The 26,070-nt window shown below is 41.3% G+C and carries 25 protein-coding genes and 1 rRNA gene; 15 read left to right on the forward strand and 11 right to left on the reverse strand.

Annotation, left to right across the window (positions count from 1 at the left end):
- Positions 1–165 precede the first annotated feature (165 nt).
- The 10 genes from rrf (at position 166) to AC0J2X_RS05730 (ending at position 8,501) form a co-directional block, all read left to right on the forward strand.
- Positions 166–281, forward strand: a 5S ribosomal RNA gene (rrf, locus tag AC0J2X_RS05685).
- A gap of 325 nt (positions 282–606) precedes the next feature.
- Positions 607–1,344: a type 2 periplasmic-binding domain-containing protein gene (locus tag AC0J2X_RS05690; RefSeq protein ID WP_061486129.1), complete on the forward strand. Its 738-nt coding sequence runs from the start codon at positions 607–609 to the stop codon at positions 1,342–1,344.
- A 27-nt stretch (positions 1,345–1,371) separates the two neighbouring features.
- The gene (locus tag AC0J2X_RS05695) at positions 1,372–1,581 is read left to right on the forward strand and encodes a diguanylate cyclase domain-containing protein (RefSeq protein ID WP_232375942.1); all 210 of its coding nucleotides are present in this window, start codon (positions 1,372–1,374) and stop codon (positions 1,579–1,581) included.
- A 391-nt stretch (positions 1,582–1,972) separates the two neighbouring features.
- Positions 1,973–2,404 (forward strand): HvfA family oxazolone/thioamide-modified RiPP metallophore, encoded by a 432-nt coding sequence (locus tag AC0J2X_RS05700; protein WP_014976963.1) that lies wholly within the window; start codon positions 1,973–1,975, stop codon positions 2,402–2,404.
- Between the two features lie 150 nt (positions 2,405–2,554).
- On the forward strand, positions 2,555–3,406 hold the full coding sequence (locus AC0J2X_RS05705) for an HvfB family MNIO-type RiPP peptide maturase (RefSeq protein ID WP_061486127.1): 852 nt from the start codon (positions 2,555–2,557) through the stop codon (positions 3,404–3,406).
- Entirely contained in the window at positions 3,403–4,167 is a 765-nt protein-coding gene (locus AC0J2X_RS05710) for an HvfC family RiPP maturation protein (RefSeq protein ID WP_061486126.1), read from the forward strand. Before AC0J2X_RS05705 ends, AC0J2X_RS05710 begins: the two co-directional genes overlap by 4 nt.
- Before the next feature lie 153 nt (positions 4,168–4,320).
- The gene (locus AC0J2X_RS05715) at positions 4,321–4,443 is read left to right on the forward strand and encodes a hypothetical protein (RefSeq protein ID WP_256253717.1); all 123 of its coding nucleotides are present in this window, start codon (positions 4,321–4,323) and stop codon (positions 4,441–4,443) included.
- A gap of 22 nt (positions 4,444–4,465) precedes the next feature.
- Positions 4,466–5,002, forward strand: a complete 537-nt coding sequence (gene apt, locus AC0J2X_RS05720; protein ID WP_014950051.1) for an adenine phosphoribosyltransferase — start codon at positions 4,466–4,468, stop codon at positions 5,000–5,002.
- A gap of 41 nt (positions 5,003–5,043) precedes the next feature.
- Entirely contained in the window at positions 5,044–8,136 is a 3,093-nt protein-coding gene (gene dnaX / locus AC0J2X_RS05725) for a DNA polymerase III subunit gamma/tau (RefSeq protein WP_069944601.1), read from the forward strand.
- 38 nt (positions 8,137–8,174) lie between these two features.
- On the forward strand, positions 8,175–8,501 hold the full coding sequence (locus AC0J2X_RS05730; protein WP_014950049.1) for a YbaB/EbfC family nucleoid-associated protein: 327 nt from the start codon (positions 8,175–8,177) through the stop codon (positions 8,499–8,501).
- Between the two features lie 132 nt (positions 8,502–8,633).
- Here AC0J2X_RS05730 and AC0J2X_RS05735 read toward each other — a convergent pair whose 3' ends face one another.
- From AC0J2X_RS05735 to AC0J2X_RS05750, 4 genes are all read right to left on the reverse strand, one after another.
- Complete coding sequence (locus AC0J2X_RS05735) at positions 8,634–9,479, reverse strand: hypothetical protein (protein WP_472995848.1); 846 nt, start codon at positions 9,477–9,479, stop codon at positions 8,634–8,636.
- 216 nt (positions 9,480–9,695) lie between these two features.
- Entirely contained in the window at positions 9,696–10,991 is a 1,296-nt protein-coding gene (locus AC0J2X_RS05740) for a tyrosine-type recombinase/integrase (RefSeq protein WP_472995849.1), read from the reverse strand.
- Positions 10,991–11,284, reverse strand: a complete 294-nt coding sequence (locus AC0J2X_RS05745) for a sigma-70 RNA polymerase sigma factor region 4 domain-containing protein (RefSeq protein ID WP_472995850.1) — start codon at positions 11,282–11,284, stop codon at positions 10,991–10,993. Before AC0J2X_RS05745 ends, AC0J2X_RS05740 begins: the two co-directional genes overlap by 1 nt.
- A gap of 175 nt (positions 11,285–11,459) precedes the next feature.
- Positions 11,460–11,810, reverse strand: a complete 351-nt coding sequence (locus AC0J2X_RS05750; protein WP_472995851.1) for a hypothetical protein — start codon at positions 11,808–11,810, stop codon at positions 11,460–11,462.
- Positions 11,811–12,040: 230 nt separating this feature from the next.
- Between AC0J2X_RS05750 and AC0J2X_RS05755 the strand changes: the two genes are divergently transcribed.
- From AC0J2X_RS05755 to tnpA, 3 genes are all read left to right on the forward strand, one after another.
- Positions 12,041–12,442, forward strand: a complete 402-nt coding sequence (locus AC0J2X_RS05755; protein WP_472995852.1) for a hypothetical protein — start codon at positions 12,041–12,043, stop codon at positions 12,440–12,442.
- A gap of 606 nt (positions 12,443–13,048) precedes the next feature.
- Positions 13,049–13,858, forward strand: coding sequence for a PEP-CTERM sorting domain-containing protein (locus tag AC0J2X_RS05760; protein WP_472995853.1), 810 nt, complete (start codon positions 13,049–13,051; stop codon positions 13,856–13,858).
- Positions 13,859–14,214: 356 nt separating this feature from the next.
- On the forward strand, positions 14,215–14,664 hold the full coding sequence (tnpA, locus tag AC0J2X_RS05765) for an IS66 family insertion sequence element accessory protein TnpA (RefSeq protein ID WP_472995854.1): 450 nt from the start codon (positions 14,215–14,217) through the stop codon (positions 14,662–14,664).
- Positions 14,665–14,814: 150 nt separating this feature from the next.
- Here tnpA and AC0J2X_RS05770 read toward each other — a convergent pair whose 3' ends face one another.
- The 7 genes from AC0J2X_RS05770 to AC0J2X_RS05800 all read right to left on the reverse strand — a co-directional run bounded on the left by AC0J2X_RS05770 (position 14,815) and on the right by AC0J2X_RS05800 (position 21,906).
- On the reverse strand, positions 14,815–16,680 hold the full coding sequence (locus AC0J2X_RS05770) for a DUF3732 domain-containing protein (protein ID WP_472995855.1): 1,866 nt from the start codon (positions 16,678–16,680) through the stop codon (positions 14,815–14,817).
- Complete coding sequence (locus AC0J2X_RS05775; protein WP_472995856.1) at positions 16,677–17,120, reverse strand: three component ABC system middle component; 444 nt, start codon at positions 17,118–17,120, stop codon at positions 16,677–16,679. The genes AC0J2X_RS05770 and AC0J2X_RS05775 overlap by 4 nt, the downstream gene beginning before the upstream one ends.
- A complete protein-coding gene (locus AC0J2X_RS05780; protein WP_472995857.1) occupies positions 17,117–18,331 on the reverse strand; it encodes an ABC-three component system protein in 1,215 nt (404 codons plus the stop codon). Before AC0J2X_RS05780 ends, AC0J2X_RS05775 begins: the two co-directional genes overlap by 4 nt.
- 722 nt (positions 18,332–19,053) lie before the next feature.
- Positions 19,054–19,314 carry a hypothetical protein gene (locus tag AC0J2X_RS05785; protein WP_472995858.1) on the reverse strand — a complete coding sequence of 87 codons (261 nt, stop codon included), beginning with the start codon at positions 19,312–19,314 and terminating at the stop codon, positions 19,054–19,056.
- 63 nt (positions 19,315–19,377) lie between these two features.
- Positions 19,378–19,755: a hypothetical protein gene (locus AC0J2X_RS05790; protein WP_472995859.1), complete on the reverse strand. Its 378-nt coding sequence runs from the start codon at positions 19,753–19,755 to the stop codon at positions 19,378–19,380.
- Positions 19,756–20,085: 330 nt separating this feature from the next.
- Entirely contained in the window at positions 20,086–21,060 is a 975-nt protein-coding gene (locus tag AC0J2X_RS05795; RefSeq protein ID WP_472995860.1) for a helix-turn-helix domain-containing protein, read from the reverse strand.
- Positions 21,061–21,678: 618 nt separating this feature from the next.
- The gene (locus AC0J2X_RS05800; RefSeq protein WP_226433424.1) at positions 21,679–21,906 is read right to left on the reverse strand and encodes a hypothetical protein; all 228 of its coding nucleotides are present in this window, start codon (positions 21,904–21,906) and stop codon (positions 21,679–21,681) included.
- A 241-nt stretch (positions 21,907–22,147) separates the two neighbouring features.
- On the opposite strand from AC0J2X_RS05800, the gene AC0J2X_RS05805 reads away from it, so the two are divergent.
- Together AC0J2X_RS05805 and hsdR are read left to right on the forward strand one after the other, a co-directional pair.
- Positions 22,148–23,410: a hypothetical protein gene (locus tag AC0J2X_RS05805; RefSeq protein WP_472995861.1), complete on the forward strand. Its 1,263-nt coding sequence runs from the start codon at positions 22,148–22,150 to the stop codon at positions 23,408–23,410.
- Between the two features lie 195 nt (positions 23,411–23,605).
- A complete protein-coding gene (gene hsdR / locus AC0J2X_RS05810; protein WP_472995862.1) occupies positions 23,606–26,050 on the forward strand; it encodes an EcoAI/FtnUII family type I restriction enzme subunit R in 2,445 nt (814 codons plus the stop codon).
- Positions 26,051–26,070: the final 20 nt, after the last annotated feature.

The raw sequence follows: 26,070 nt of genomic DNA on the forward strand, positions 1-26,070 counted from the left end.
CTGTACTAATTGCCCGAGAGGCTTAACCATACAACGCCCAAGAAGCTTTAGACTTCTGAGTGTTGTAGACAAGCTAAGCTCTGAAAAATGAGCAGCAAGTAGAGTGAAAAGTAGTTACTCACTGATTGAATTGATATCCAGTTTTCTAGATTGTTACCAGTTTTTCCTGGCAGCCATAGCGATACGGTACCACCTGACTCCATTCCGAACTCAGAAGTGAAACGTATTAGCGCCGATGGTAGTGTGGGGCTTCCCCATGTGAGAGTAGGACACTGCCAGGTCCCAATTAAAGAAACCCGCCTAACGGCGGGTTTTTTGCGTTTGGAAGAAAGAAAAATAATGGGGTCAGAGTACATTAATCCCCATTCCCTCAGCAAAACCTTAAATTGGGGTCAGAGTACTTTATTACTTTAAACATCAGAACATAGTCATTCCCTTACCCCCCAGTGCCGCTAAATCAGAGAAATGTACTCTGACCCCATTTCTTGTGTGCTTGTGCTGTAAGCATATTTTGACTGGGAGAGATCTAGTAATAACATCTCCTTCCTATTATTTATTCGCAAAATCCTATATAAGTAATTTATCAATGAATAAATCGGTAAAAATGTGAAACGTAAGGTTCTTTTAGGTTATTGCTTAATTCTTATTTCTTGGGCGTATTGCGCAAGCTCTGAAGAAAATTTAAAAACAAAAAAGTCTATTACGCTTGGTGTCGTTGAGTTTCCGCCATTAGTGATTAAAGAACCCGACTCTTCGCGTTGTCATGGTGTAGCGATAGATGCAACTGTAGCCATATTGACTAAAATGAATTATTACGTGTTAGTTGAATGCATGCCTCCGGCTCGTTTGTTTGAACGTGTGAAGACCGGGAAGGTCGATCTCACAATTAATGTCAGAGGTACTTCAGCGTTAGATCAGAACGCTACATTTATAGACGCTCCATTTGTTTACTTATCTATTGTACTTCTACATAACGGACAACTTGCGGATGATAAGTCAATTTCGGCAATTCGCGGCTATGACTATTTAGGTATTCGACAGGCACTTCAGCAAGAAGGTTTTGAATTTTTTGATATGCCGACAAGTAGCGACGCGATTCACCTTTTTGATGTTGGAAGAACGTCTTATCTAATTAGCTACAAACAACCCTACCAATTTTATACAGAGTCCTTAGGTAGTCGATTGGTTGAGGTAAGTATTTCAGACAAATTGACCGTACCTTCCTATTTGGCAGTTTCAAATCACAGCAGGTACAAAGATGAACTTGTTGATAGTTTGAATCTGGTTACTACATATATAAGTGACTCTACAATATTAGAATCCTATCGAAGTGCGAATAAATAACTCTTTCCTTACCAAGCTGCACAACTGTTGCCTATACGAATCGGGCGGCTCCGTGCCCCACTCAGTGTCAGGCACTTCATACTCGTGTCAAATAAAAAGCTCACAGTTAATATGGGAGTGGCAGCGAATGAAAATCTTTGTTATGAGAACATAACTTCTTTGTTGCAAGCGGCTGATACGCTTTTATATAAAGCTAAATTTCGAGGTAGTGAACAAATATGTTTAGGCCAGCACTGAGCGACGATCTCGTCAGAGGATACTACTTCTCCTTTTTGCTGACACAACAGCAGCAGAACATCCATGGTTTTCGGCTCTATAGTCCTCTTAAGCTTGCCGAGAGATAGAGTATTGCTGGTTACATCGACTTGCCATTGACCTAGATAAAATTGTTGCTTCACCGCGTTTACCCTGTACTTTTTGTAGGTACTGTACTTAACTTTTCCTGTTAACTTATTGTAAAAGTATACAGATACACTTTTGTTAATATAAAACCTTTTAATATCAATGTCATAAAAATTAATTGTAAAAAAATTAATTTTTGTGAAATATCCTTTAAGCCCACAGGGTCTTTTAAAGTACACGTGCTTACTGTACGTCAAACATGACTAATATTATTGAGGGTACATCAATGAAACAAATCAAAAAATCATCAGTAGCGACAGCGTTGGGTGCAGTTGTAATTGGCTCTTTGGCGTCAACTGTTGCAGTAGCAGATGTAAATCCATTTGGTATGCAAGCATTAGAATCTGGTTACAGCCAATTCGCTGCGGAAGGCAAGTGTGGCGAAGGTAAATGTGGCGGCGACAAAGCAGAGAAAGAAGGCAAGTGCGGCGAAGGTAAGTGTGGCGGCGACAAGAAAGCTGAAAAAGAAGGCAAGTGTGGCGAAGGTAAGTGCGGCGGAGACAAGAAAGCTGACAAAGAAGGCAAGTGCGGCGAAGGCAAATGTGGCGGCGACAAGAAAGCTGACAAAGAAGGCAAGTGCGGCGAAGGTAAATGTGGCGGCGACAAGAAAGCTGGTAAAGAAGGCAAGTGCGGCGAAGGCAAATGCGGTAGCATGTAACCGCCATTCAAAAATCATCGTGTAGCTTGAAAAAGAATGATGAAGGCTACACGAGTTACGCTTAGCAAAAAAATGGCTGTCGAATGATGGCCTTTTTTGTCTAGTAACGTACGTTACAATTGTGCAATCCCATGCGGTAAAGGGGAAGATATGAAAAACATCTGTGGCGCAGGTCTTGGGTTTCGTCGGGAAATGCTAAAAGCGCTTTTACCTACATTGCCATCTGAAGTCGATTTTTGGGAAGTAGCCCCTGAAAATTGGATCCCTCTTGGTGGGAAGTACCAAGAACAATTTCAGCAAGCGTCTTCGCAAGCTCCCTTTACAACTCATGGTTTATCTTTGTCTATCGGAAGTAGTGACAAACTAGATGTCGAGTTTGTAAAAACCGTTAAGCGATTTTTAGATGCAAACAATATTGCATTGTATAGCGAGCACTTAAGCTTTTGTTCTGGCAACGGGCATATGTACGATCTGATGCCAATTCCTTTTACTGAAGACGCGATTAAGCACGTAGTATCTCGAATTGTTCAAGTTCAAGATATCATCGAACGACCGCTGGTCTTAGAAAATGTCTCTTATTACATTGCGCCAGGCCAAGAGATGGATGAACTTGAATTTACCAAGAGCATACTAAATGAATCGGGTTGCAAAATGCTTCTCGACGTAAACAATGTTTACGTTAACAGTATCAACCATAAATACGATGCGAAAGCGTTCATTAACGGCTTGCCCTCAGACAAAATTGTGTATGGCCATATTGCTGGTCATTATGATGAAGCAGAGGATTTGAAAGTTGATACTCACGGGGCTGATGTCATTGAGCCAGTTTGGGCGCTGTTGGAGCATGCTTACCTTACTCACGGCGTATTTCCGACTTTGCTAGAGCGTGATTTTAATATTCCCCCGTTAAGCGAATTATTAGCGGAAGTGAAGAAAATTAAGCAAATTCAAGCAAAATGCGAAGCTGTTCAAGCGTCAAAGGTTAAAGGAAGTGTCGCGTGACTCAGTCATTTCAAACCACTCAAAAAACGTTCGTTGATGCGATCAAAGATCCCCAAACATATTGCGGTACCAACGCCGATCACGCTCGTCGGATGAAAATCTATCAATCATTATTTTTTAATAACATCGACAACTTCGTCAGCACCGGGTTTCCGGTTCTAAAATCCATCATAGTAAAACAGTATGGTGAGAAAGGGTGGGAGAGCATTGTGCGTCAGTTTTTTATTGAGCACGAATGCCGCTCTCCTTATTTTGCTGAAATAAGTAAAGAGTTCGTTGAGTACCTTTCAACAGAGCAAAACTTCGATATTACTCTGCCTGACTTTGCTGCGGAGCTTGCTCACTATGAGTGGCTTGAGCTTGACGTTAGTATCAGAAAAAATGAAGATAATGTTGAGTTCTATCAGCAAGAAAACAATGTTTCCGCCATTAGAGTGTCACCGTATGCCTCGTTGGCGGCATATCAGTTTGAAGTCCATTTAATTGGTGAGGATTATATCCCAGAGCAACCTGCCCAAGAACAGCAGTTCTACGTTGTTTACAGAGACCGTGAGTTTGACGTTCAATTTGCTCATGTTAATCCGGTGACGGCTATTTTAGTCAACACGCTGGAACAAAATGAACTGGGAATGGAAATAGAACAATTAGCTGAGTCGTTGTGTCAACAACTTCCCCAAATTCCTTCAAACGTGCTTATAAATGGTATGAACCAGACCCTCACTGACATGTTACAAAAAGGAATACTGCTTCCAGTATCTTAGGTAACTATTACTATTTACCTGCTTTATATTAAACTTTCGCCAGGATCTGGTCTGAAAGTGAGCGATCGATCATATTAGCGCTGTCAATCGGGCTTGCTTTCGATTAACATTTAGCACCATTTTTTTGTTCACAAAATTGTTTAGGTAGTGCAAATGGCTGACAATTCAGATTTCAAAGAAGTCTATAACAAGTGGTACTTTCTAGCATCGCTAGTAACTCTAATCGCGTTCCCGTTGATGCATATCATCGCCGGCTGGTTCACCTTCTGGTTATAACGCAGACATTCAAGGCATAATTGTGACTGCAGAATATATTAAATCAGTAGTGAAAACCGTACCTGACTATCCAAAGCCAGGTATTTTATTTAGAGATGTGACCAGCGTTTTAGAAGATCACAAAGCATTTAGTAGCTGTATCTCGTTACTTGTAGAAAAGTATCAAGGTATGGGATTTACCAAGATAGCAGGTACTGAAGCACGCGGGTTCCTTTTTGGTGCGCCATTGGCCATCGAAATGGGCATTGGTTTTGTTCCAGTGAGAAAACCCAACAAACTTCCTCGTGAAGTAGTTAGCGAGAGCTACGAGCTTGAATATGGCATGGATACATTAGAAATCCATAAAGATGCCATTGAGCCAGGTGATAAAGTCCTTCTTATTGACGATTTACTTGCAACTGGTGGGACGATAGCCGCTTCTGCGAAACTAATTCGTTCACTAGGCGGTGAAGTAAACCATGCAGGTTTTGTTATTAACTTACCGGACCTAGGTGGCGAGAAGAAATTGAGTACGCTTGATATAGAAAGCTACTCTATTTGTGAGTTTGAAGGCGAATAATCGCTATAAAGCATAACTAGCAAAAGGCGAAATACGTAATAATGAGTTATCAGGTACTAGCAAGGAAGTGGCGACCGGGCAAGTTCAGTGAACTTGTGGGTCAGGAACATGTTGTCTCTGCCATTTCAAATGCTTTGGATAACGATCGTCTACACCACGCTTATCTGTTTACAGGTACGCGAGGCGTAGGTAAAACTACCATTGCACGTATTTTTTCGAAAAGCCTTAATTGCGAAGAAGGACAAGGGGCAAATCCTTGCGGTCAATGTAACACCTGTAAAGAGATAGAGCAGGGGAACTACGTTGATTTGTTAGAGATTGACGCTGCATCAAGAACCAAAGTTGAGGATACTCGCGAGCTTCTTGATAACGTGCAATACAAACCCACTCGCGGGCGTTACAAAGTGTACCTTATCGATGAGGTACACATGCTTTCAAAACACAGCTTTAATGCGCTGTTAAAAACGCTGGAAGAGCCACCTCCACATGTTAAGTTCTTACTGGCGACCACCGATCCTCAAAAGCTTCCGATAACCATCTTATCCCGTTGCTTGCAGTTTAACTTGAAAGCCATGTCTCGGGAGCAGATTGTTGGACAGCTGCAGCATATTTTAGAGCATGAACAGCTGCCGTTTGAGCCACAAGCGCTAGCGCTTTTGGCAAGAGCCGCCCAGGGCAGTATGCGTGATGCGCTGAGTTTAACTGACCAAGCGATTGCACAGGGTGGAAATCAAGTGTTGGCATCGGTGGTAACCGATATGCTGGGGCTGATGGACAAGAACCAGTTGCTTAAAGTGGTTCATGCTGTGGTAAGTAAAAGCCCTGCTGATGTCTTGCAGTTGGTCAATGACATCGCAGAGCAAGCCCCCGATTATGACAACGTACACAGCGAATTGGCTAGCCTGCTGCACCAAATAGCGTTAACGCAATGGGTGCCTGAAGCATGTAAGCTAGAAACCACGTCGGCTAAAGCGATATTTCAATTAGCGAAAACTATTCCAGCTGAGCAAGTGCAGCTGCTTTATCAGATTGCACTGCAAGGAAGAAAAGACTTACCGTTTGCTGCGGATGGAAAAAGTGCGTTTGAAATGACATTGATGCGAATGATGTCGTTTGCTCCAAATACCCCTATCAACGACACCGCAAGCGAGATTGAAAACGGGAGGAGTGAGCATAGTTTACCTGTAGATCATGCTTCTTCCAGTGGTGGCCCGGGAAACGTCGGTAAGCAGGAGGAAGCGCCGTTAAGCGAAACTTCTGCAACCAATGTGCAGGAGGAGAGGCCTTCACATCTATCGGTTGAATCTACCTCTGCTCAGTCGTTAGAAAGTGCGCCATCTACCCCTGATTCACTTGCGACATCAATAATTGAAAAAGAGCAGCAAGAACAATCGACGTCTCCATTTGAATCACAGCAAGAGCAGAAACACGCAGCCGCTGATGAAAGCGAGTTGAGTGGAAGTGATACTCTGTCGGCGCTACCTCATGCAGAGTCAGGTGCAACGACGACTCAAACAACAGCACTTGAGCGTGATGCTTCACATGATGATGAATCCGTAAAGCCAGCTCCAACTTCGTCTATTGAAGAACTACACGTAGAAAACACCGCGGTACAAGCGGTACAAACAGAAAGCGTTGTTGCAGAGCTTGAACCAACGCCAAATGAAGTCAGTGCGCCCCATAACGAAGCCGCGCAACATTTCGATGGACCTCCGTTAGATGCGTACATGGACGATATGCCACCTTCGTCAGAAGATGATGGCTCCTTAGGTTTTGAAGGTTTTCAAAGCGCTGAAGGTTTTCATAACGCTGAGGACTCTTATGACGCTGAGGGCTCTCATAACGCCAAAGGCTCTGACAAAAACAGCGAGTCGTTGGCACACGAGAACGAACCGTCCTCGTTAACCGCCGAAGAGCAGCTGACTTCTACGGCTGATATGTTGGCACTTCGTCAAAAGTTAAAGCAAAGAAAAGCACAAGACGCAGAGGCAAAAAGTACCAGCGCAGCAAATGCTAAGACCGAAAGTGCAAGTGATATTCAAGCGCGCTTTACCAGAAGTAAAGCCGAGGCTTTGAGTACTTCACAAACTGCACATGGAGTTAACAAGGGTAGCGATAATAGTGCAGGGCAGGCTAGCGCTGATAACGAAATCAAGAGGGGCGATTTAAACCCCGTTGGGCATGAAAACAGCCGTGAGCTGCAAGACCATAGCCCTGAGCCGCTAAATAATAGCCCAGAGCGTAGAGAGAACAGCCCGGAGCGTATAGATAACGGCTCAGAACATAAAGATAATAGTGTTGCGCGCGGTGACACTCCTCAACTGGAAAGTACAAATTCAGGCTCGTCCTTAGGTAATACTTTCGCGCATTCTTCTGACGCTATGCATACTAGCGAGTCAGAAAAGAATCATTCTAGCTCAAACCACACGAGCGATTTCTCGCTTGATGAATTTGAAGAGGATATGCCTTTTTCAAATGACGAATCTGAGGCGCAATCAAACTCGGAAACACCGGTTGAGGATATGCCACCTTGGGCTACTGATTACGATAATCAACCATCTCAACACGTTGAAGGTGCTGACTATGTTAAAGCTCCCTCAGATAGCAGCTCCAATTACGGCAATTCCCCAGAGCAAATGGAAAGTGCGGGAGATCGGTCTTTTGCACGGGATGCTCTAAATTTTGATACGCCGCTTAGCAGTACCTATGACGGGCAGTTAAAAGCGTACTTAAATGACGGAAGCAAATTAACTCACGCTAGCCAAATTGACGAATGGAGCAATCTAGTTGAGCAAATGCCAGTTGCTGGTCTACTCAAACAATTGGTGCTGCACGCATCATTTTCTCGAGCGGGCAATCAAGTGTCCCTTGAAATTGACCATAGTCAGACGCATTTATTAAATGATAGTGCGAAAAAGCAATTGGTTGATGCAATCCATCATGGGTTGGGTGAAAACGTTGAAGTAAATATCACGTTAGGTGAACCAGCATCTACACCTTTTGCGTTACAACAAGAGATTCATGCCATGCGCTATGCGCATGCACACTCGGTGATTAAAACCGACGATACAATTCAAGCATTGCTATCGACTTTCGATGCGTCAGTGCTAACCGATTCGGTTAAAGCGCGATAGCAGAATTATTAACACCAAAACGAAGCGAGACAAAAATTATGTTTAAAGGTGGAATGGGCAATATCATGAAGCAGGCGCAGCAAATGCAAGAGCGCATGCAAAAAGCACAAGACGACCTAGCCAAAATTGAAGTAACAGGTGAAGCGGGTGCAGGCATGGTTAAAGTAACCATGACGTGCAACCACAACGTGCGTCGTGTAGACATTGATGAGTCATTGATGGACGACGACAAAGATATGGTTGAAGATTTGGTTGCTGCAGCATTTAACGACGCGGTACGTCGAGTTCAAGAAACTAGCAAAGAGAAGATGGGTGATGTAACTGGCGGAATGCCATTACCTCCTGGCTTCAAAATGCCGTTTTAAGGCTTAGCCCGCGTTTTTATTGGTCTCTAGCAGTTTAAAATGTGATGGGGTCAAGCAGGGGGCAAGTGATACTTATGAAAAAGCTCTGGTTCCTCCAGAGCTTTTTTTGATTCAAGATTCGAGTGATAGTCTTTAAGCGGCTGGACTCTGATAAATATTGTTGACGAACTTACACTCTTCAAAGCCACGCGGAAACACTTGTTCGCGTTTGATATATTTGAGTCCTACCATTGTTTCAATCTGCACTACCTTGTCTTTCACTAGGACTACAAGTCCACAGTGGCTATCGTCTCCCTCTTCGAGTTGTTCTCTGAATCGAACTGTCTGATTCTGAAGCGCTGCAACCTTAGCTTTAGTTTGAGCGATGAAACCATTATGGTCAGACTGCTCATACTTCCTTATGAAGGACATATAGTCAGAGATCGTTTCGAGCGATTCATACTCAGCCATTTGCGCCTGAGTTTTTATCGAGAATATCTTGTGCTGAGCAATAGCTCTCAGTTCTTTAAACTCATTCGATGAGTGATTGGTAATAAAACTTTGATAGTCAGTAATAGAGTTGAGCTGCTGGAGTTCGTTATTCGCTTCTTCAAGTTTTAGTTTACTCAAAAGCCCTCGCGCTTTAGCAAGAAGATCTTTTCGGGCGGAATTTCTCGGGTCGCTCAAGAATTCCTTAGCTTCTTTCGAAGAAGATATCGATAAGAAACTTTTTTCTACAGCTTTAGCGTTTTGCTCTTCCGCTAGCTTCATCTTCGCTTTTTTTAGCTCAGCCAAGAGCTGTTCAGCTTCATTCACTAGTCCGGCAGGATCGTTATCTTTGTATCTCCGAATGAACCATTCCAAACCAGCTTCGTCATTTTTATTGTAATAGAAATGACTTTCTTGTTTTTCTGAATCTTGACCAAAGGCATGATTTGATAGCGAGGAGATTGATAGGCAAATCGCAACTGCTGAAGTGCGGATAAGTCGCAGTGACATTTGAAACTTTCCTTAGTTCTAAAATTTCATTAATTAAAAGTTTAATCTGAAGTCTACCAAAAGCATGTAGCGCGGAGTAGGGGGGATTTAGAGAATTGAATCTTGTGCGAAATAAGTGAGTTAGGTAATTAATTTGGCGGCAATAAGAATAACTATATTTACTTTCCTACTTATCTAAATTTAGGGGCTGACATAGCTGCACAGCCCCTATATTTATTATTGTGAGTAGTCTTGCCCTAACTTTTTTGCCAACAGCGCTATATAGTTAGGGTTGTCTTCAGGTATCCATTTCCCATATATCGTCGCTATCATATTTGTATTCGCATGGCCCATTTGACTTGCTAGCCAAGCTTCGTTACATCCTGCCGTAAGCATCCTACTCGCATACGTATGTCGAAGTTGATACGCAGCGCGATAAGAGACACCTGCTTCTCTCAGCCACCTTTCCCATTGCTTTGGGGCTGTTGTAAGTTCTGGTCTTTTGTAAGGTTGATTAGCTCTTCCTAAGAAGACTCTTCGTCTTTCGACGATATCAAATTTACCGTATTTGTAATGAATTTTATCAGTTACAGGCGGAAGAGCTGCGGACTCATCCTTCATTTCTTCTAGCACCGCTAATGCTGCTGGAAGAAGCTCTACCACGCGGTAGCCGCTTTTGGTTTTTGGTGGTTTTAGCTTACCTTTTCTCGTGAGATTGTATTTAACAATAATTTTCTTGTTTTCCAGATCGACGTCTTCCCATGCCAGCGCCTTCAGTTCACCGTGCCGAAGACCCGTCCAGGCTAGGAATTTAACCATCTGTTTCACTGATGGAACATGGATTGTGGCAAGAAGGCAGTCTAGTTCATCCACTGTGAAAGGCTTAACGTAACGATCATAATACTCTAAATTAAGGTCGTCCTTTTTCAACTGAGGTACTAATCTCATGGGATTTTCTTTCAAGTGCCCTTCTTCAACAGCATAATCCAGCACTCTACGTAGCGTACTGCTATACTCGTTGACCGTCGTTACCGTGCAACCAGCAAACTTGGTTTTGCTATTGCCTTGTACGCTCTTTTTTCTTAGTTCTTTCAGGACGGTCTTAGTAAGATGTCCAAGTGGCTTCGAGGCGAGTCTGTAGTGCGAGAGCCAATTAAGAGCTGTATTAAGTTTCTCTGTAATTGAGTCGGAGAGTACCGAATCATTTTCTTCAACATAGTTTTTGAAGCAAGCTTCAGCAGTGATTGGCGAGCCTGGGTTACGTGCATTAGTAGGGAAGTGCTTAGACCAAAACTCTTCCTCATCATATTTAAAGAGGCCGTTTGTAATGTCCTTTTTTATGTTTCCTAGTGTGGTTTTTGCTATCTCAATATTTCCCAAGGTTGGCGGGTAGCCAAGCGACTTTCGAGTATGTCGAAGTTGGCCTGGAAGCTTAAATTGCAATCGTAGGCTGCCATTGTGGATTGAAACCCCTTTGGCTGCGTCTAGTGCCACTTTAATCGGGTCATTCTCGTTAGTTTGGGCTTGAGACATTACATATACTTCCTAAAATTTGCTACGTTTACAGATATCGCGTGACCTTTATCAGCCTGCTTCCACACCTTGCCTTCGGGCATAGGCTTATCCTTGTTCTTCACTCGCTGGCGAACTGCACTTACGCTTTTACCTAGTTCAGCTGCGGCTTCTTCCAAAGTTAGCCACTGATTTTGTGGCTTTTTGAGCTTCGCAAGTTCACTCTCTAGGAAAGCGATCTTATTCAGAATCCATTCGATTTTTTCAGGGTTGTCCATTACCTCGGCGATATTTACACTAGTTAGGTTGGTCAAGGCTTTTTCTCTTTGTTTATAAAACTGATATCAGGTTACAAAACAAAAAAAATTTTCAGAAAAATTACGTGCTTTTGTGTATGCCTTTTAGGTATATATAAATAATAAAATGGCATAACTGGCTTTAAAATTTTCTGTGAGTCTTAGACCGAATTTCCGCACTTAACCTCTGCTTTCAATATTCATCAAAACCATTGTCCCAGTTGCTGTCAAAACTGTCTGATATAAGATCGCTCGAAGTGTCGCATTCAAATATGTTTTCTGAATGTGCATGAATCAAATCGCAACTAAAAGAGTCAGTCATGTGATTCTCGATGTTTTGAAAGCTGTATGAGGAGGTCTGTTCTTCTGTAAAATCAGTACCGAGCGGATTGCCCGCTACATCTATCATCGAGCCTTTCAACATGGGCAGGCCTGTTGCAGGGTTTACTGTCGTAAAATCTTGTGTGTCATTGTCTTCTGTCTCTGGCGATAGGCTAACTTCAACGTCGCAATGGTCGAAAAGTGTTTTTGAAAGCAGCGTCATATATTCCTCGGTTAAATCGTATTTCCACCACTAGAAATTTACGGAAAAATCTGCTATTTTCAATTTCATTGACTGCGATAGCTCAGCAGCAATGTGATTGCTAAGTAGATCCGCCTCACCCTCTAAATATTCAATTTTTGATGCTTAATTCTTTGTCAGGAGTCATCTCTCCATAAAATCTCCCAGAGGAGGGACTAGTTAGTTCTGAGGTTTACTATCAGGACTTAAAAATGAGCAATAAAACAGATACACAAGATCTGAATATCAAGTTTATTCATCAATTCAAGCGTTCAACACGAACAGAGTGGCCGGATAAATTCCGCCTGTGCTGGTTCTTTGACCCAAATACCCTCGATTATATATACGAGCATAAAGACGAATCTTTCGTTACTAATGGATTTGTTCTATCAGATGCTCTAGCAAATCAACTGCCAGAGGGGTTTAAAAAGAAGTATTTTGAACCTCATGAGCGATGTTTATTGTTTTTGCTATTCGAGATTCAAATCGTCAATTTCATCAACTCTGACGTTGTTGACTCTGACGAATTTGAGAATACGTTTGGAGTCTCAAAAAATCGGTATTTTTCTACTGAAGCTATTGATGAATGGACTGAACAGATCGAACTACTTTAGGGCTGCTTTGCAGCCCTTTTTTTATGCAAGGGCGATGACAATTTCTGAGCGTGCGGGTGAAAAATATACTTCAACTTTATTAGAATCCTCCTTTGGATTCGTCTATCAAATCTAGTAGCTGGGATTACTCGCGGCATACACAAGCTATAAATTTTCGGATAAAGGTTCGCAAAAGTTAAAATTGCTTAGGAGTATAAAAAGGCTGGAGCAATTGAACTTCAAGTTGTTAAAAAAGCTGAATAAATAACAATATTGAGTCGTTTGGGTGTTGTTAGTAACAAAATGGTTTAAAAATATGTTTTACTTTATTAGGGTAGGTCTGCTTTGTTGAGTAGCTAGATAAAGGAAAGGCTCAATATCAAGGAGGAAGGCAAGGCTAGTTCACTTGATTTGCAACAGTTGTTGCAAATCGTCGTTATCGGTGCTTGATGAAAGCGCTCTGTAGTCTTCCTCTTGAAATCCTTCCCGCTCTAATTTCAAAAAAGAAAAAATTCATGATTGCTCCGAAAACACGTTTTGATAGTAGCGGACTACAAAGGCCGTGTCTGTTTATGTATGTGAGTTAGGCAAGCATCGTTAATTATAAAAATAAGACTAAGGGATGAAATGAAAACGTTAGTAAAAATTTTTGGCGCATCATTGTTGGCCTCACTGCCATTAACTGCCAATGCTGGAATAATTAGCTATGGTGAGTTTTCAAAAGGAGAACACTCTGAAATAGTAACGGGCTTGGGAATGGATTGGATGCAATGGACATCGACTAAAGGAATGTCTATAAACTCGGCGCTCGCTGCTTTTAGTCACGACGGCTGGCGGGTCGCATCAGTAGCAGAGGTAACAGAACTCTTTAATTATTTTATTCCAGCATTAAGCTGGGTTGAATCCGAATCCGTCTCTCAGCAGGGGTCAACTGGTTGGACTGATGAGCTATCTCCGGTTTCAGAATTAGATGTACAGTTTCAAACTTTATTCGGTTATACCACTGTCGGATCAGCTTCGGACTATCTGGATGGTGATAGGTTAGAAAAGACGGAAGCTATTTTCGGTAGCGATGATAACGGGAATGGTAGGTACGGCCTCGCAGGAATGTACGATGATTTTACTGTATTCAATGGTAATCAAAACACCGGAAATGCGTATATTAACAAGGATACATTCGCTAGATCTTTTGCATATCGCAAATATGGTGTAGCGCTCGTTCGAGGCGATTTAGATTTAAGCTACCGAGATGGTAACTATTCTTTCGAAGGTGGCGAACAAGACATTGGAGGCGAAGGCGGGGAGTCTGTCAACGTTAAAGGAGAAGGTACGTCAGCCGAAAATAATAGTGATGTTGTAAGCGTTCCAGAGCCTACTACAATTGGCATTTTCGCATTAGCTTCAGGATTTTTCTTCGCAAGAAGAAAGAGTCGCTAAAACTGAATCAGTCTCAACTTGAACTGTCAGATTCGAATAATAGGTATCAATCAAATCTGACAGTCAGTTTTTTTACACTTATTTCTGCTGTGAGTGATCCGGAGACAGTCGACTACTTTCACGACTATTACTGGTTTACTGCGATAATCGACGTTCAGGTTTTTCTCTGACATGTAAATATGAGCGCATAACCTCCGCTCGAATCCTCTATTGGGCTGATCGAATGCCGGCATTCAACCTGACTGATTCGACATACTTATAATTACTGGACTATATACTTTCGAGAGTCCAGTCGACCACCTTACCTATTTTTGCCACACTGCAACAATGACCCAAGCGTTCAAGTATTAACTATTTTGCGGGCATTACAGCAAGCATCGCAATACAAACGCCACCGGCCCGAAACAACTCTACTGTATCAACTTGTTGAGAGTGGCCGTCTGGTAATTACCACATTCAATTCACAAGTTAGCTACGGCATGGTGTTCGCTTTGCAAAGGAGAGTGACCATGCAGCAACATCAACGAAGAGAAGTACAAGACTGGCTCAATCTATTTAAGCAACAAAAACAGAGCGGTTTCACTGCGGTAGAGTTTTGTCGTCATCAGCAGATTAACGTTCAAACTTACTATACCGGACGTCGTGATATTCGGCTTCAACGAACAAGCAGCAAGTTTGTTCAGGTGAAGCGTGAAGTCACGAAGGTTGAGTCTTACTCCGTAGCAATGGGTGGCGACCTCCTCCTGAAGTTGGGAAACGCTAGGAGGGATTATCGGACGTTTACGAAGAAGACATTAGTGGATTAGCTAAAAGAATTATCTATCACTTAAATGCTTAATAATTCTAGTAGATGAATCAATCCAATTTTTGGTGTGGTTGTGCGAAATAACTTGGGAACAATAACGAAATAGCCCCCAAGTATTCAAGGCGAAGAAATACAAGCACCATCTCCAAAATTAGAACTTCGAATAGTTTAAACTATCAAAATACTTTTGGGGTACAAGAGCATTGCCGTTTCTAAATTCCTTTAATAGATTAAAGTGCTCCAACCCTTCAAAATAATCTGTGGGGATGTGCTCAAAAACAATCATTTGAAAAGGCAAATCCATCTCAGTTAACACATTCTCCATGAAGCTATCTAGCAACCTGAGTGCATCTTTTATTTTTGCTCTATCTGAATGTTCTAGCCTTGTCTCGGGTAAGTTGTTTTCTTCGCCATAGTAAGGTCTGCTCGGCTGGTCAATTAGTAGAAGTGACGGAACATGCATCCCTCCATTTTCAAGGATTAATTCATGTAGACCTAAGAACATAAATAAATGTTTGAACATATCATTGGAACTACTGCCCGCTGCTTCGATAAAAGTTGATTTTGGTTTTCTAAAATCGAGTTTTTTGTCTTTGTAATTGAATACGGGTAGGTAGTCTCCGTAGTTTTCCAGCGATGTTTTAACTAATACCATATAGCCTTGAATGATTTCTTCCAATACCTTAATCGTCAGTTCACGGTTTTCAGAAGTGTCATTAACTTGTATTGAATTTATCTGTTTTTCAATTTCAGAGGTTGGAATTACAGTGCGCTCGTTTTCCTCAGGAGCGTAAATATCAAGTTTGTTCTTTGTTTGCCCTAGGAAAAGGAGCTTATCCCGCTCGTCCTTGAAGCTCTTGGCTTCTCTAGGAATCTTTCGAGCTTCTTCTTCAAGCTTTTCAATCTCAACCTTGCATCGGGCAATCTCATCAGATGTCTTGCCATCAATCGGGGTTCTGTTTTTATTTAATTGCTTAATTCGCAATAGGTCATCTTCGAGAGAGTCAATTAAAAGCTCAAATATGGAAGTCTTAACAATCTCTTTCTTGCTCTGCCAGTATTCAACAGGCTTTAGGCTGTCCTCTATCTTGCCAAGACTTGACTTGTACTCACTATAAGTGGATTGAAACCTCTCCAAGTTTCTAATTCGTCTTTCTAACAGGCTTTTTTCTGATTCAATTTGATCGCGCCTATTAGCCTGTTCTTTGTAAACATTACTTATTCCATCATCAATAACGGATTGAAGAGCGCTAATAGAATCAGGGGTATCGCCACCTTCTTCAATCAGACCATATTCCTTCGCTTCCATTGCAATATCTTGCAATTCTTCATGAAACGCAGATTTTTTTGCGGAAATTTTTTCATTTTTTCTTTTTATTTGTGCAAGCTTGGCCTGCAAAGAAGCAAGCTTATCTCTTTTGATTATGTTGTCGACAGTTTCGATACCTACGGCTAAATCGAAAACTCTTGGCAATGCCTCTCTATATCTGTTGTCACTCTGCTTATCAAAAAAGACTTCACTGTGTTGAACTATGTCTCCTGAAATAGTGCAAAAAAGCATAAAATATCGAAGTGATATTTTGCTGTTTGCCTTGAGTGCTTTACCTCCAAAGGGAATGGTAACATTTTTATCAATATTGAATTCAGTTTCTAACAACTCTTTAAGAGCGCTCTCAGTCATATTCGAGGATAGTTTTTTTGGGAGTTCGCCGACAGAAGAGAAGTAATATTCATCGGATACAGTAGCTCTGTGTGGGGCTTTTCTGGCAATAGTGTAATGTTTGTCATTAATTAGAAAATTCAAGCCATACCAAGCAACATTCTCATTAATTTTACTCTCAGCAATCTTATGCTTAGAAGAAAACAGACAGTAGTCGACTATATGGAGAATTGCTGTTTTGCCTGTATTTGACTCACCACTAATAACATTTATTTTGTTTTCTTCGAATTCTAGTTCTCTTATGTAGCCAGCTTCATCATTCATCCACAAAATAAGTTTTTTAATAGCAAATTTCATAACTCAATCCTTAAGTTTAAATACAGGTTCGATGTCTCTTGGCTCAATAATTTAGCGATATTTTCTGAAGCTTTATATGTCAATTTGAGTCTCGTTCCCATGGAACTAGCGTAATCAATCTTTTCTTTAGTGCTGATGATTGAATTTTCGACTGATATAACATTCGTTTCAGACAAGAGTTGAATAGCATTAATTGAAGTCGAAAGATTGTCGTAATAACGCTTATTGAAGTTGGAGAAACAGTGAAGCTTGTCAATAATGAGTTTATCAAGACTTTTAATCTTGGTTCTGCCATTGGCTAGATAAGACGTTAGTTCCTTATTTGCGAGAATTGGCATTATAAGCAGGGCTTTTGTCAGTTCCATTTTTTCAACCTTTTCTGCAACGATAGCAATAGCAAGCGAAGCGAATGCCACGTTGTTTAACGTTTCCGTTCTCATTTATATCTCTTTTCCCAATCCTTTAGCCAACCTATAAGAGGTCTATCTGATAAGCTGTAAAACCCACCATGCACCATATCGCTCAATAACTTTTGGCCTGAAATTTCAAGGTTTTTATCACGCATTGATTTCAATATCTTATTTGATATGTCGATGTATTCCCTCGGATCGGATTTTCCTCTATAAGCCGCTCTAAACTCGTCATCCCACTTTAGAATCATATCGTTTTCGAATGTTTCTACTTCTTCTGAAGTAAGTTGACCTTCATCAACCCATTTAGAAATATTACTTTCAAGTAGCAATCTGAAACGAGTAAACCGTTCAATCCGCTCCCTCTCTTCGGGGGCTATATCTTGTATCGCTAGAAGCTGTTTTATGAAGGTTTGCTCTTCTATATTATCGGGAAGTCCGCCTTCAAATTTGCGTATCTTAAGCTCAGGATTTCTTGCAATATCAAAGTGTCGTCGAAAAATGAGGCTGACTTTATCAAACGAATAAATCAGTTTCTGGCCGCTTGAGAAGTGTTTAAAAATATCTTGCCTAACAACTGAGTCTAATTGGTTGAATAGAGTTTCAATTTCAGAGGGGTTTACGTGCTTTTCTTCAAGGGCTGTTTTGCAATTTAAAATAATATCTTTAATATTTAACTCAGTTTTAATGCGCATTAAAAAACTTATAAGAATATCGACATTTAAATTTACAGTCTTGTTAATATATCTTTTTATGTCCTCAGATTTAGTTGATGCTGCTAAATCAGATAGGTATGTTACAAACTCTTCATTTGAAATCGTGTTACTTTGAAGCTGATGAAGTTTTTGTAGAAACTCGTTCGTAGATGTGAATGATTTATTGCTTGCCAGCACAAAGAAGGTTTTTTCGACAAAGTGTTTTTGAGCATCTATATCTTGTCTGCCGTCATTTTTATCGGAAATGACGGATACCCAGTTGTTCAAAGTCTTCCAGAGGTCAATATCTAATTCGGTTAGGTTGGCTGCATCATTGTTAGCCTTCTTTTGTACAGTGTGTTTTACTTGGATTAATACTTGATGCTCAGTATCTAGCTTAGTATGCACATCATCTAGAGCTTCAAAACCAATAGATTCATTCTTTTTCAAATTCAGTAGCTTGTAAAGAAAGAAATAGTACTGAAAATCGAATCCTGCGATTGTCCCAGCAGCCGAAGTTTTTTCTGTATGAGATGAACCTGTCAAATTAATTCCCTTAAATGTCAATGGCCCACTTGACCGGATTAATCATAACTTCATTAAGCTCAGAAGAAAACGATTTACCAACGTAAGTCACCAATAACTGGCAACTCTATGATGCAGACTTGCTTGCGCAAGTTCTTGAATTACAGCTTTTGGCCTCAAGAACCTTATCTATTAGAAGTTGGGTGTGTTTGAGTATAAGAAGTATAAACGCTATAGATAAGAAATAGTGACAGCTGTATTTGAGTCGGGCTTTTACCTATATCGAATGGTTGTTCTGAAAATAGCGCGCATTGCGTAATCTTTAAGATAAGCAGGCAACCTTATCTTTAGTGCTAAAATTTGAAATCAGATTTACAGAGGCTTTTGCCTCAACATATTGCATGTTCAAGCTCTCTTTTGATTTAACACTTATGCCGCAAAGTTAAAATCTCGTTGGATGGTGTAGTCATCAACTCCAGTGGTTTGAGTAGATTCGAAAAGAGGCGGGACTCTACAAGTATTAGCCCATTATGCGGGCGTTGACTGTCCGCACTTTGTCTAAAACTGATCAACGAAGTAGGTATGACCAATGTCCGCTTAACGCTCCCAGCAGCCTGTCAGATGGCGTCTAAACTTTTTCATCGAAACTGTGAGATCAGATATGAGTTACTATAGCTAAATACCTAAAAGCCTTGTGGCATTTACGCGTTGAACTAAAAAAGCACCCTCACGGGTGCTCAATATTATTCGCCTTCCAATTTTCGCATAGCAAAAAACGCAATTAACGCTAGAGCTATACCGACCCCAAGACACCCGAAAGCGATTAGGTACAGTCTATTCGAAAGGGATTGGTATACAATGAACTCTGGATAATCCAGCAGCAAAAATGCAACGTTCCAGAGTGTATTGACTGTCGCAATAGCAATTATTGCATTGCTCAGCGACATCCACTTCCCGCTTAGTTTCAGGCACGCGTTGAAAAGGCTTTCATAGTATATTCTCATTTGTTTTACTCCTAGTTAGTCCTTTAACTAACTAGGGGCTTTGTAAGCGAATTATTCGTCTACCTACCAACTCTCGTAACGTGCTGCTATAGACTCCTTAGTAGCTCGGATTTCTGCTAGACATTCATTTAGTCCCTCTGCTGCATCATTCTCAAAGTCACAGCGCATATCATGTGGTATGTATGGTTCTAATGCGGCTGTTGCTGACAGTTTTATGTCCCATAACTTTTCGGCTAGCTCTTCAGCTTGTTTTACAATTTTGCTTCTTTCCTCCCAGTCAATATCATGGTTTGAAATTATTTCTTGGCGAATGATTTCTGAATTATAAGTCTTGTATTTACAGCGTATTGCAATGTGAAGCGTACGTTCTAGACGTTCAAGACGGAAGTAAGTAGTCCCAAGGTTTGGAGCTTTCGTTTTTTTGATGTCCGTAATCGACATGATTACCTCGTTTGTGATGAATTTTGAAAAATTTTGACAGATAGGGATACACAAAGCGCTGTAAACAGAAATTTATCCAGGACGGTGACTACATATTTATGTATGCAGAACCACAGTCTTACTTTCTTTAGCCATATTCTTCAGTCATATGGGAATAATATTGAAAGTGCGGTAAACCTCGGCTGCGCTTTTGTCACGGTTCGCAGCCAGCCTAGAGGTGCTGGCTGTAGATGATGAGCAATAATCATCGCGATTTGCGTTTGTTGTCGAAGCAATAGAGGACAAAAGATGGGAGCCATCAGGCTCCCTATAGGTCAAACTGAGTTTTTGTTATTCAATCAACCCCATTAACTTTCCTGCTTCTATGAATCCGTCACGGCGGATTTGAATAACTCTGTCTCCTGTTGTGTGAGCTAACTTTTCGAGTTCTTCTAACTGTTGTAGATATGAATCTTTCCGAACTAACTCTAACTTGTCGTCGCCTAACTGACGTTTACTATTGAACATGAGTTCGTAAATAACATTACATTCTTGAGCTTTAAACTTAATGCGGCTCGCCAGTAAAGTTTGTTGCTCACGAGAGAACTGTGAGCGATTAGCTGAAAACAACTTCGAATGGGCCTTTTCGATCTGAGTCAAAAAACGCTGTCTGTGGCTGTACATGTAAACGAACTCATATAAGCCATTAGTGTCTTCAAGCTCTTGTAGATATTTAGTGAGGATACCCTCTCGGAGCTTGCCGTTCCCCTTATTCTTTGCATTAGATGTCTCCATTTCAATTGCGACAGTACACCCTGTGTCGGCATCTACAACTAAACCATCGACCAATCGCTGGTCATTGCCTCGATTTTCAAGCAGTATCGCGAGGTCTTTTTCTGATGCGAATCCAGTGATCTTTTGACGCTTCGTTAAATCCAAAATTACTATTTGAACTGAGAGATCATGTATTAAATTTCGCTCATTGATTCTGCTCGCATCAGAACGAAGGTGCAGCTCTCTATTCAACAGAAACTCAGCTTCTCTGATGCCTTGTGAGGTGAGTAAAATAAATCCCTTATCAGTGTTTGCAAAAGAACTGTGCAAAGTAATCAGCTGCTTTTTCTTCATGCGATTTACGAGTTTGTTCACTGCCTCTCGACTAAGTCCCAAGTGACGCTGTAATACGCTCTTACTGGAAATTCGAAAAGCCCCGAGAATTGCCAGAACGGCATTCTCTCTTTGCATACCCAAAGTACCTGGATCTGAAGCTCCCGCTATAATGATATGCGCCAGTGATTTTTCAATTGCTCTTTCAACGTAGTTCATATTTTCTCCTGTATTTTTACGTCGAAAGTAAATAGATTCACACGAGGATAAATAGGCAGGGTGGGGCACAATGCTTTGCACTATGCCCAAGCTTCGCAACGCTAAGCAGTGTGCTTAGCAATAGTGATTTTCTGACGAAAAACACAAACAACTTCGTTGTAGCAACACTTCTGCAAGCCTGAGCGGACGCGACTCGTCGCTGCTCAGGCACTCATTGCTACGCGAATTCGACAGAAGCGTTGCTCGGAGTCAGCTACCGCTGATTTAGCCACATTCCACCAAGCTCTACTCAGGGAAAGCTGCGCTTTGAATACCCCATCGCAGAGTTCACACCGTTGGTGTTTCAGTTGCTTGCAATTACTCCGTAATTACAAGCAATTTTGCATAAGCAAAATGAAATCTGGCTAAATCTGCGATGCTGCCTCCGGCTCCGATAATTGTTCTGTTTCACAAAACTATTATCTGCGCAGTCGTTATTGAGCTTTGCTCAAGCTTTTTTACATAATCGTACCGATTACGTTGTTTGCATCTTCGATGAGAGCGAAAAGCAAGTTGCGGGTGGTAATGGACAAATAATTAGACGAAAAAAGAGCACCCAGCGGGTGCTCCAAGAACGTTCTATTTTTTTCGCAGCCTTGCACTTTGTAAGTGACAAGCAAGCGATAATAAATAGATAAGCAAAATTAGCAAATAGCCTTTCATTCCGGTAAACGGATAACTCTCTGCCACTTCGAATTGAGTTATTAGCTGGACAACAAAAATCACAAATAGAATGTCTCCAATCGTGATTAGTTGTGAGCTAAGTACGTCAAACAATGCAATAAAAAATTGCCGATTACATTTCATGTATTTCTCCTTTTATGTCTTCAGCCTTAAAAAGGGTCAAACAGGGAGAACTTTTTCGTTAACGGCTATCTTCGTGAGCTTATCTGTATGTAAAAGTCGATGAATAGCGCGTCAGCGGTTTCTCGGATTGATTTAGTGTTTTACTTGATTTTTTGTTTAAGTGTAAAAATTACACATAAATTACGCTTTTAACGTAACTCATTGTTTGCAATTGTATGGTGACGAAAACGAGGAGAAAGCTGTGAAAGAAACTGAAACAAAACTAAATAAGCAGATATCAAAACACTATATTGAACACGCGTGCTCGATATCCAGTAGTGGTCAAGTCGCCAAAGATTTGAACTTAGAGCCTTCACGAGTTAGTGAAATTAAGTCTGGTAGACGTCGGCTGTCGGAAAAAGAGTCGGAGGTGATACAAGAATTATATGGCTTACCTTCGACCTCGGACGGTCACTGGGTAGAGGCAGAGTTAGTAGGCCTTAGCAATGTGAATAAAGCATTTATTGATAACGGTTTACTCAATCAATTAGCGAGTGTTGTTGCGCTGGTAAATTCTGAGGGCTTTATAACTAGCGTATTAAATGTCATAAACGTTGATGAAAGGCTAGTTAAAGGCTATGTGCATATTCCGATGGTAGAAAGGGGAGAAAATACTTCTGGAACTGAACAAAAAAATAATCGACTGGTGAAAGAGCATAAAATTAAGCTACTTAATCGACTCCTTTCACACACCTATTTTCAACATTGGTGCGATACTGCCCTTCGTTTGCTGAGTGACGAAAAGGTAATCAAAAATAGAGAGTTCTATGAAAACCTTTATTACCAAAAAGATGTGACTATGCCTATTGCAATAGGTAGCGAAGTCAGATGGGATTTTCCAAATTCGGATTTCATTACTCTACGCGGTATCTGTAAACAAATTGAGCCTAGCTTCACTTTGAACTTGGACTATTACAACCCAACTCAGCACACCTTCGAACTAATTGCGTTATTTAAATTGAGTAGAATTTGCCAGTCTAACTCATTTGCGCATATTTTTGAGGTTAACGATGGATTTAAATTTGGTAGAAAGCTAACGCTGAATCGCAAAAAACTACCTAATCAAGAGTATGTGGTTATCGGGAAATGCGTATGGGAAGGCAACGATCTGTTCCGTTTAGAGAAGCCTTTTAATGAAAAAAGTCTGCTTAAATTTGATGCTCAGTCAATCAAAAAAAGTGTCACCAATGAATCCCTGCTACCTGCGACCTCTAATTTTGTCTCTTTAAGGCTGTTCTACACGGAGCAATACAAATACTTAGTAGAAATAAGTTTTTATCTGGAGGATTACAGTTACCCTCACCGAACGATGCTGATTGAGATTGAAGAAAAGAATAAAGTCTTTGAAAACCTCGTTGATATATTTAAGCACTTTGGTGTAGAGCATCAAATTACTATGAAGAACATTAAGTATGCCGTCGCGAGTAAAGGGGGCTATATACCCTCAGCTATTTATTTAAAATAGACTATATCGTCGCACAACCGATTACAGTACGTATGAGTGACAATAAGGCGGTGTTCTGATACTTTTGTCTAATAAGAGACGAATGCACGCAAGCATCGCACAAAAGGACTATCTCGTCACGCTGAAGGGAATCAACTCAGTTCTCAATTAGAGAATTGTCTTTGGCCCTTCACGTGAACTGTATACGGAGTACGTATGAGTTCAGTGAATAAAAAAGCGCTATCAGAAACCGATATCATATCTAAGTACGTCATACCTGCTATAAAGCAGGCTGGTTGGGATGATATGACCCAAATCCGGCAGGAAGTAAAACTGCGTGATGGTAAAGTTGTCGTTCGCGGTATGGTCGCTGCCCGTAAAAAGGTAAAATCTGCTGATATCGTGCTTTATCATAAACCCTCAATGCCCTTGGCCGTTATAGAAGCCAAAGCCAATAAGCATGAAATCGGCAAAGGAATGCAGCAAGGGTTGGATTACGCCAAGTTACTCGATGTCCCTTTCATCTTCGCCAGTAATGGCGATGGCTTTATCTTTCACGACAAAACGAATCCGCAGCAACTTGAAACCGAAATTGGTCTAGAAGACTTCCCAACGCCTTCACAGTTGTGGGCAAAATACTGTGCGTATAAAGGTTATAAAGAATCACAGTTACCTATTATCACGCAAGACTACTACGACGATGGTTCTGGTAAGTCTCCGCGTTACTACCAGTTACAAGCAATTAATAAAACCGTAGAAGCAGTATCCTCAGGCAAAGACAGGATTTTGCTGGTAATGGCAACAGGCACAGGTAAAACCTATACCGCCTTTCAAATCATTTGGCGCTTGTGGAAAGCCAAAGCGAAGAAGCGTGTTTTATTTCTGGCAGACCGAAATGTTTTAGTCGATCAAACTCGTATTAATGACTTTCAGCCATTCGGTCAGGCAATGACTAAAATCACAGGCAGAAAAGTCGATCCCGCTTACGAAGTTCACTTGGCACTATATCAGGCATTAACTGGCCCCGACGAAAGCCAGAAGGCTTATAAGCAAGTCGATCCCGATTTCTTTGACCTGATCGTGATTGATGAGTGCCATAGAGGCAGTGCATCAGAAGAGAGTGCGTGGCGCGAAATTCTTGAATACTTTAGCTCTGCTACTCAAATTGGATTAACTGCTACACCCAAAGAAACCGATGAAGTGTCTAACATTGACTACTTTGGTGAGCCAGTTTATATGTACTCATTAAAGGAAGGCATTGAAGACGGCTTTCTTGCCCCTTACAAGGTAGTGCGTGTGGATTTGGATATCGACTTGCAAGGTTGGCGACCAACCAAAGGGCAGGTTGATAAGCATGGTAATGAAGTAGAAGACCGAATTTACAACCAGAAAGACTTTGACCGTACTTTGGTCATCGATGAGCGCACTCAACTTGTAGCAGAGACAATTACTAATTACCTGAAACGTACCGATCCCTTAGCAAAAACAATTGTGTTCTGTAACGACATCGACCATGCCGAACGAATGCGCAGGGCGCTAATTAACTGTAACCCAGAACAGTATGCCAAAAATGATAAGTACGTCATGAAGATCACAGGTGATGATGCCATTGGTAAAGGCCAGCTGGATAACTTCATTAACCCCAAACGCAATTATCCTGTTATCGCAACTACATCAGAACTTATGACAACGGGTGTTGATGCCAAAACCTGCAAGCTGGTTGTGCTCGATCAGAACATTCAGAGTATGACCAAGTTCAAACAGATCATCGGCAGAGGCACCCGTATCGATGATAAATTTGGCAAGCTCTGGTTCACCATCCTCGATTTCAAAAAGGCCACAGAGCTTTTTGCAGATGAGCGTTTCGACGGTATTCCTGAAAAAGTTATCAACACTAAGCCCAGTGATATCAATGATGAAGATTCTGATTTTAACGATATTCTAGACGGGCACGACACAGAGGGTGAACCCGAAGGCACTATAGATAGCCCCGATAGTCTTAGCAGCGATGATGACTTTGATTTCTCTGAAGGTGGAGATTCACCACAAACAGGTTGGGACGAAGATGAAGAAACCACCGTCACCAAATACCACATCAATGGTGTAGCAGTGAAGAAAGTAGGGGAGCGTGTTCAGTATTATGATGAAGACGGCAAACTCGTTACCGAATCATTTAAAGACTACACCAAAAAGACCCTCACTAAATCTTTTGCATCCCTTGATGACTTCATCAAGCGCTGGAACAGCGCAGAGCGCAAACAAGTCATCATAGATGAATTAGCATCAGAAGGTGTTATTTGGGAAGTATTGGAAGCAGAAATTGGGAAAGAATTAGACCCATTTGATATGATATGTCACGTTGTTTTCGACCAGCCTCCGCTAACGCGCAAAGAACGCGCAAACAATGTTAAAAAACGCAACTACTTCACCAAGTATAGCGAAATGGCGCAGGCCGTTTTGAATGAGCTATTGAATAAATACAGCGATGAGGGCGTAGAAGCCTTGGAAAGCAAGGACGCCCTTAAAACAGGTAAAGTTGTAGAGTTTGGCCGTCCTATCGAAATTGCTAAAAAAGGCTTTGGTGGCAAAAAAGAATATGAAGCAGCCATAGCTGAACTGGAAAAAGCCATCTACAGCACCACACCAAATAAATCAGCCTGAGCACCGCTAAGGCCGCAAAA

The sequence above is a fragment of the Alteromonas sp. R7 genome (genome assembly GCF_055755235.1).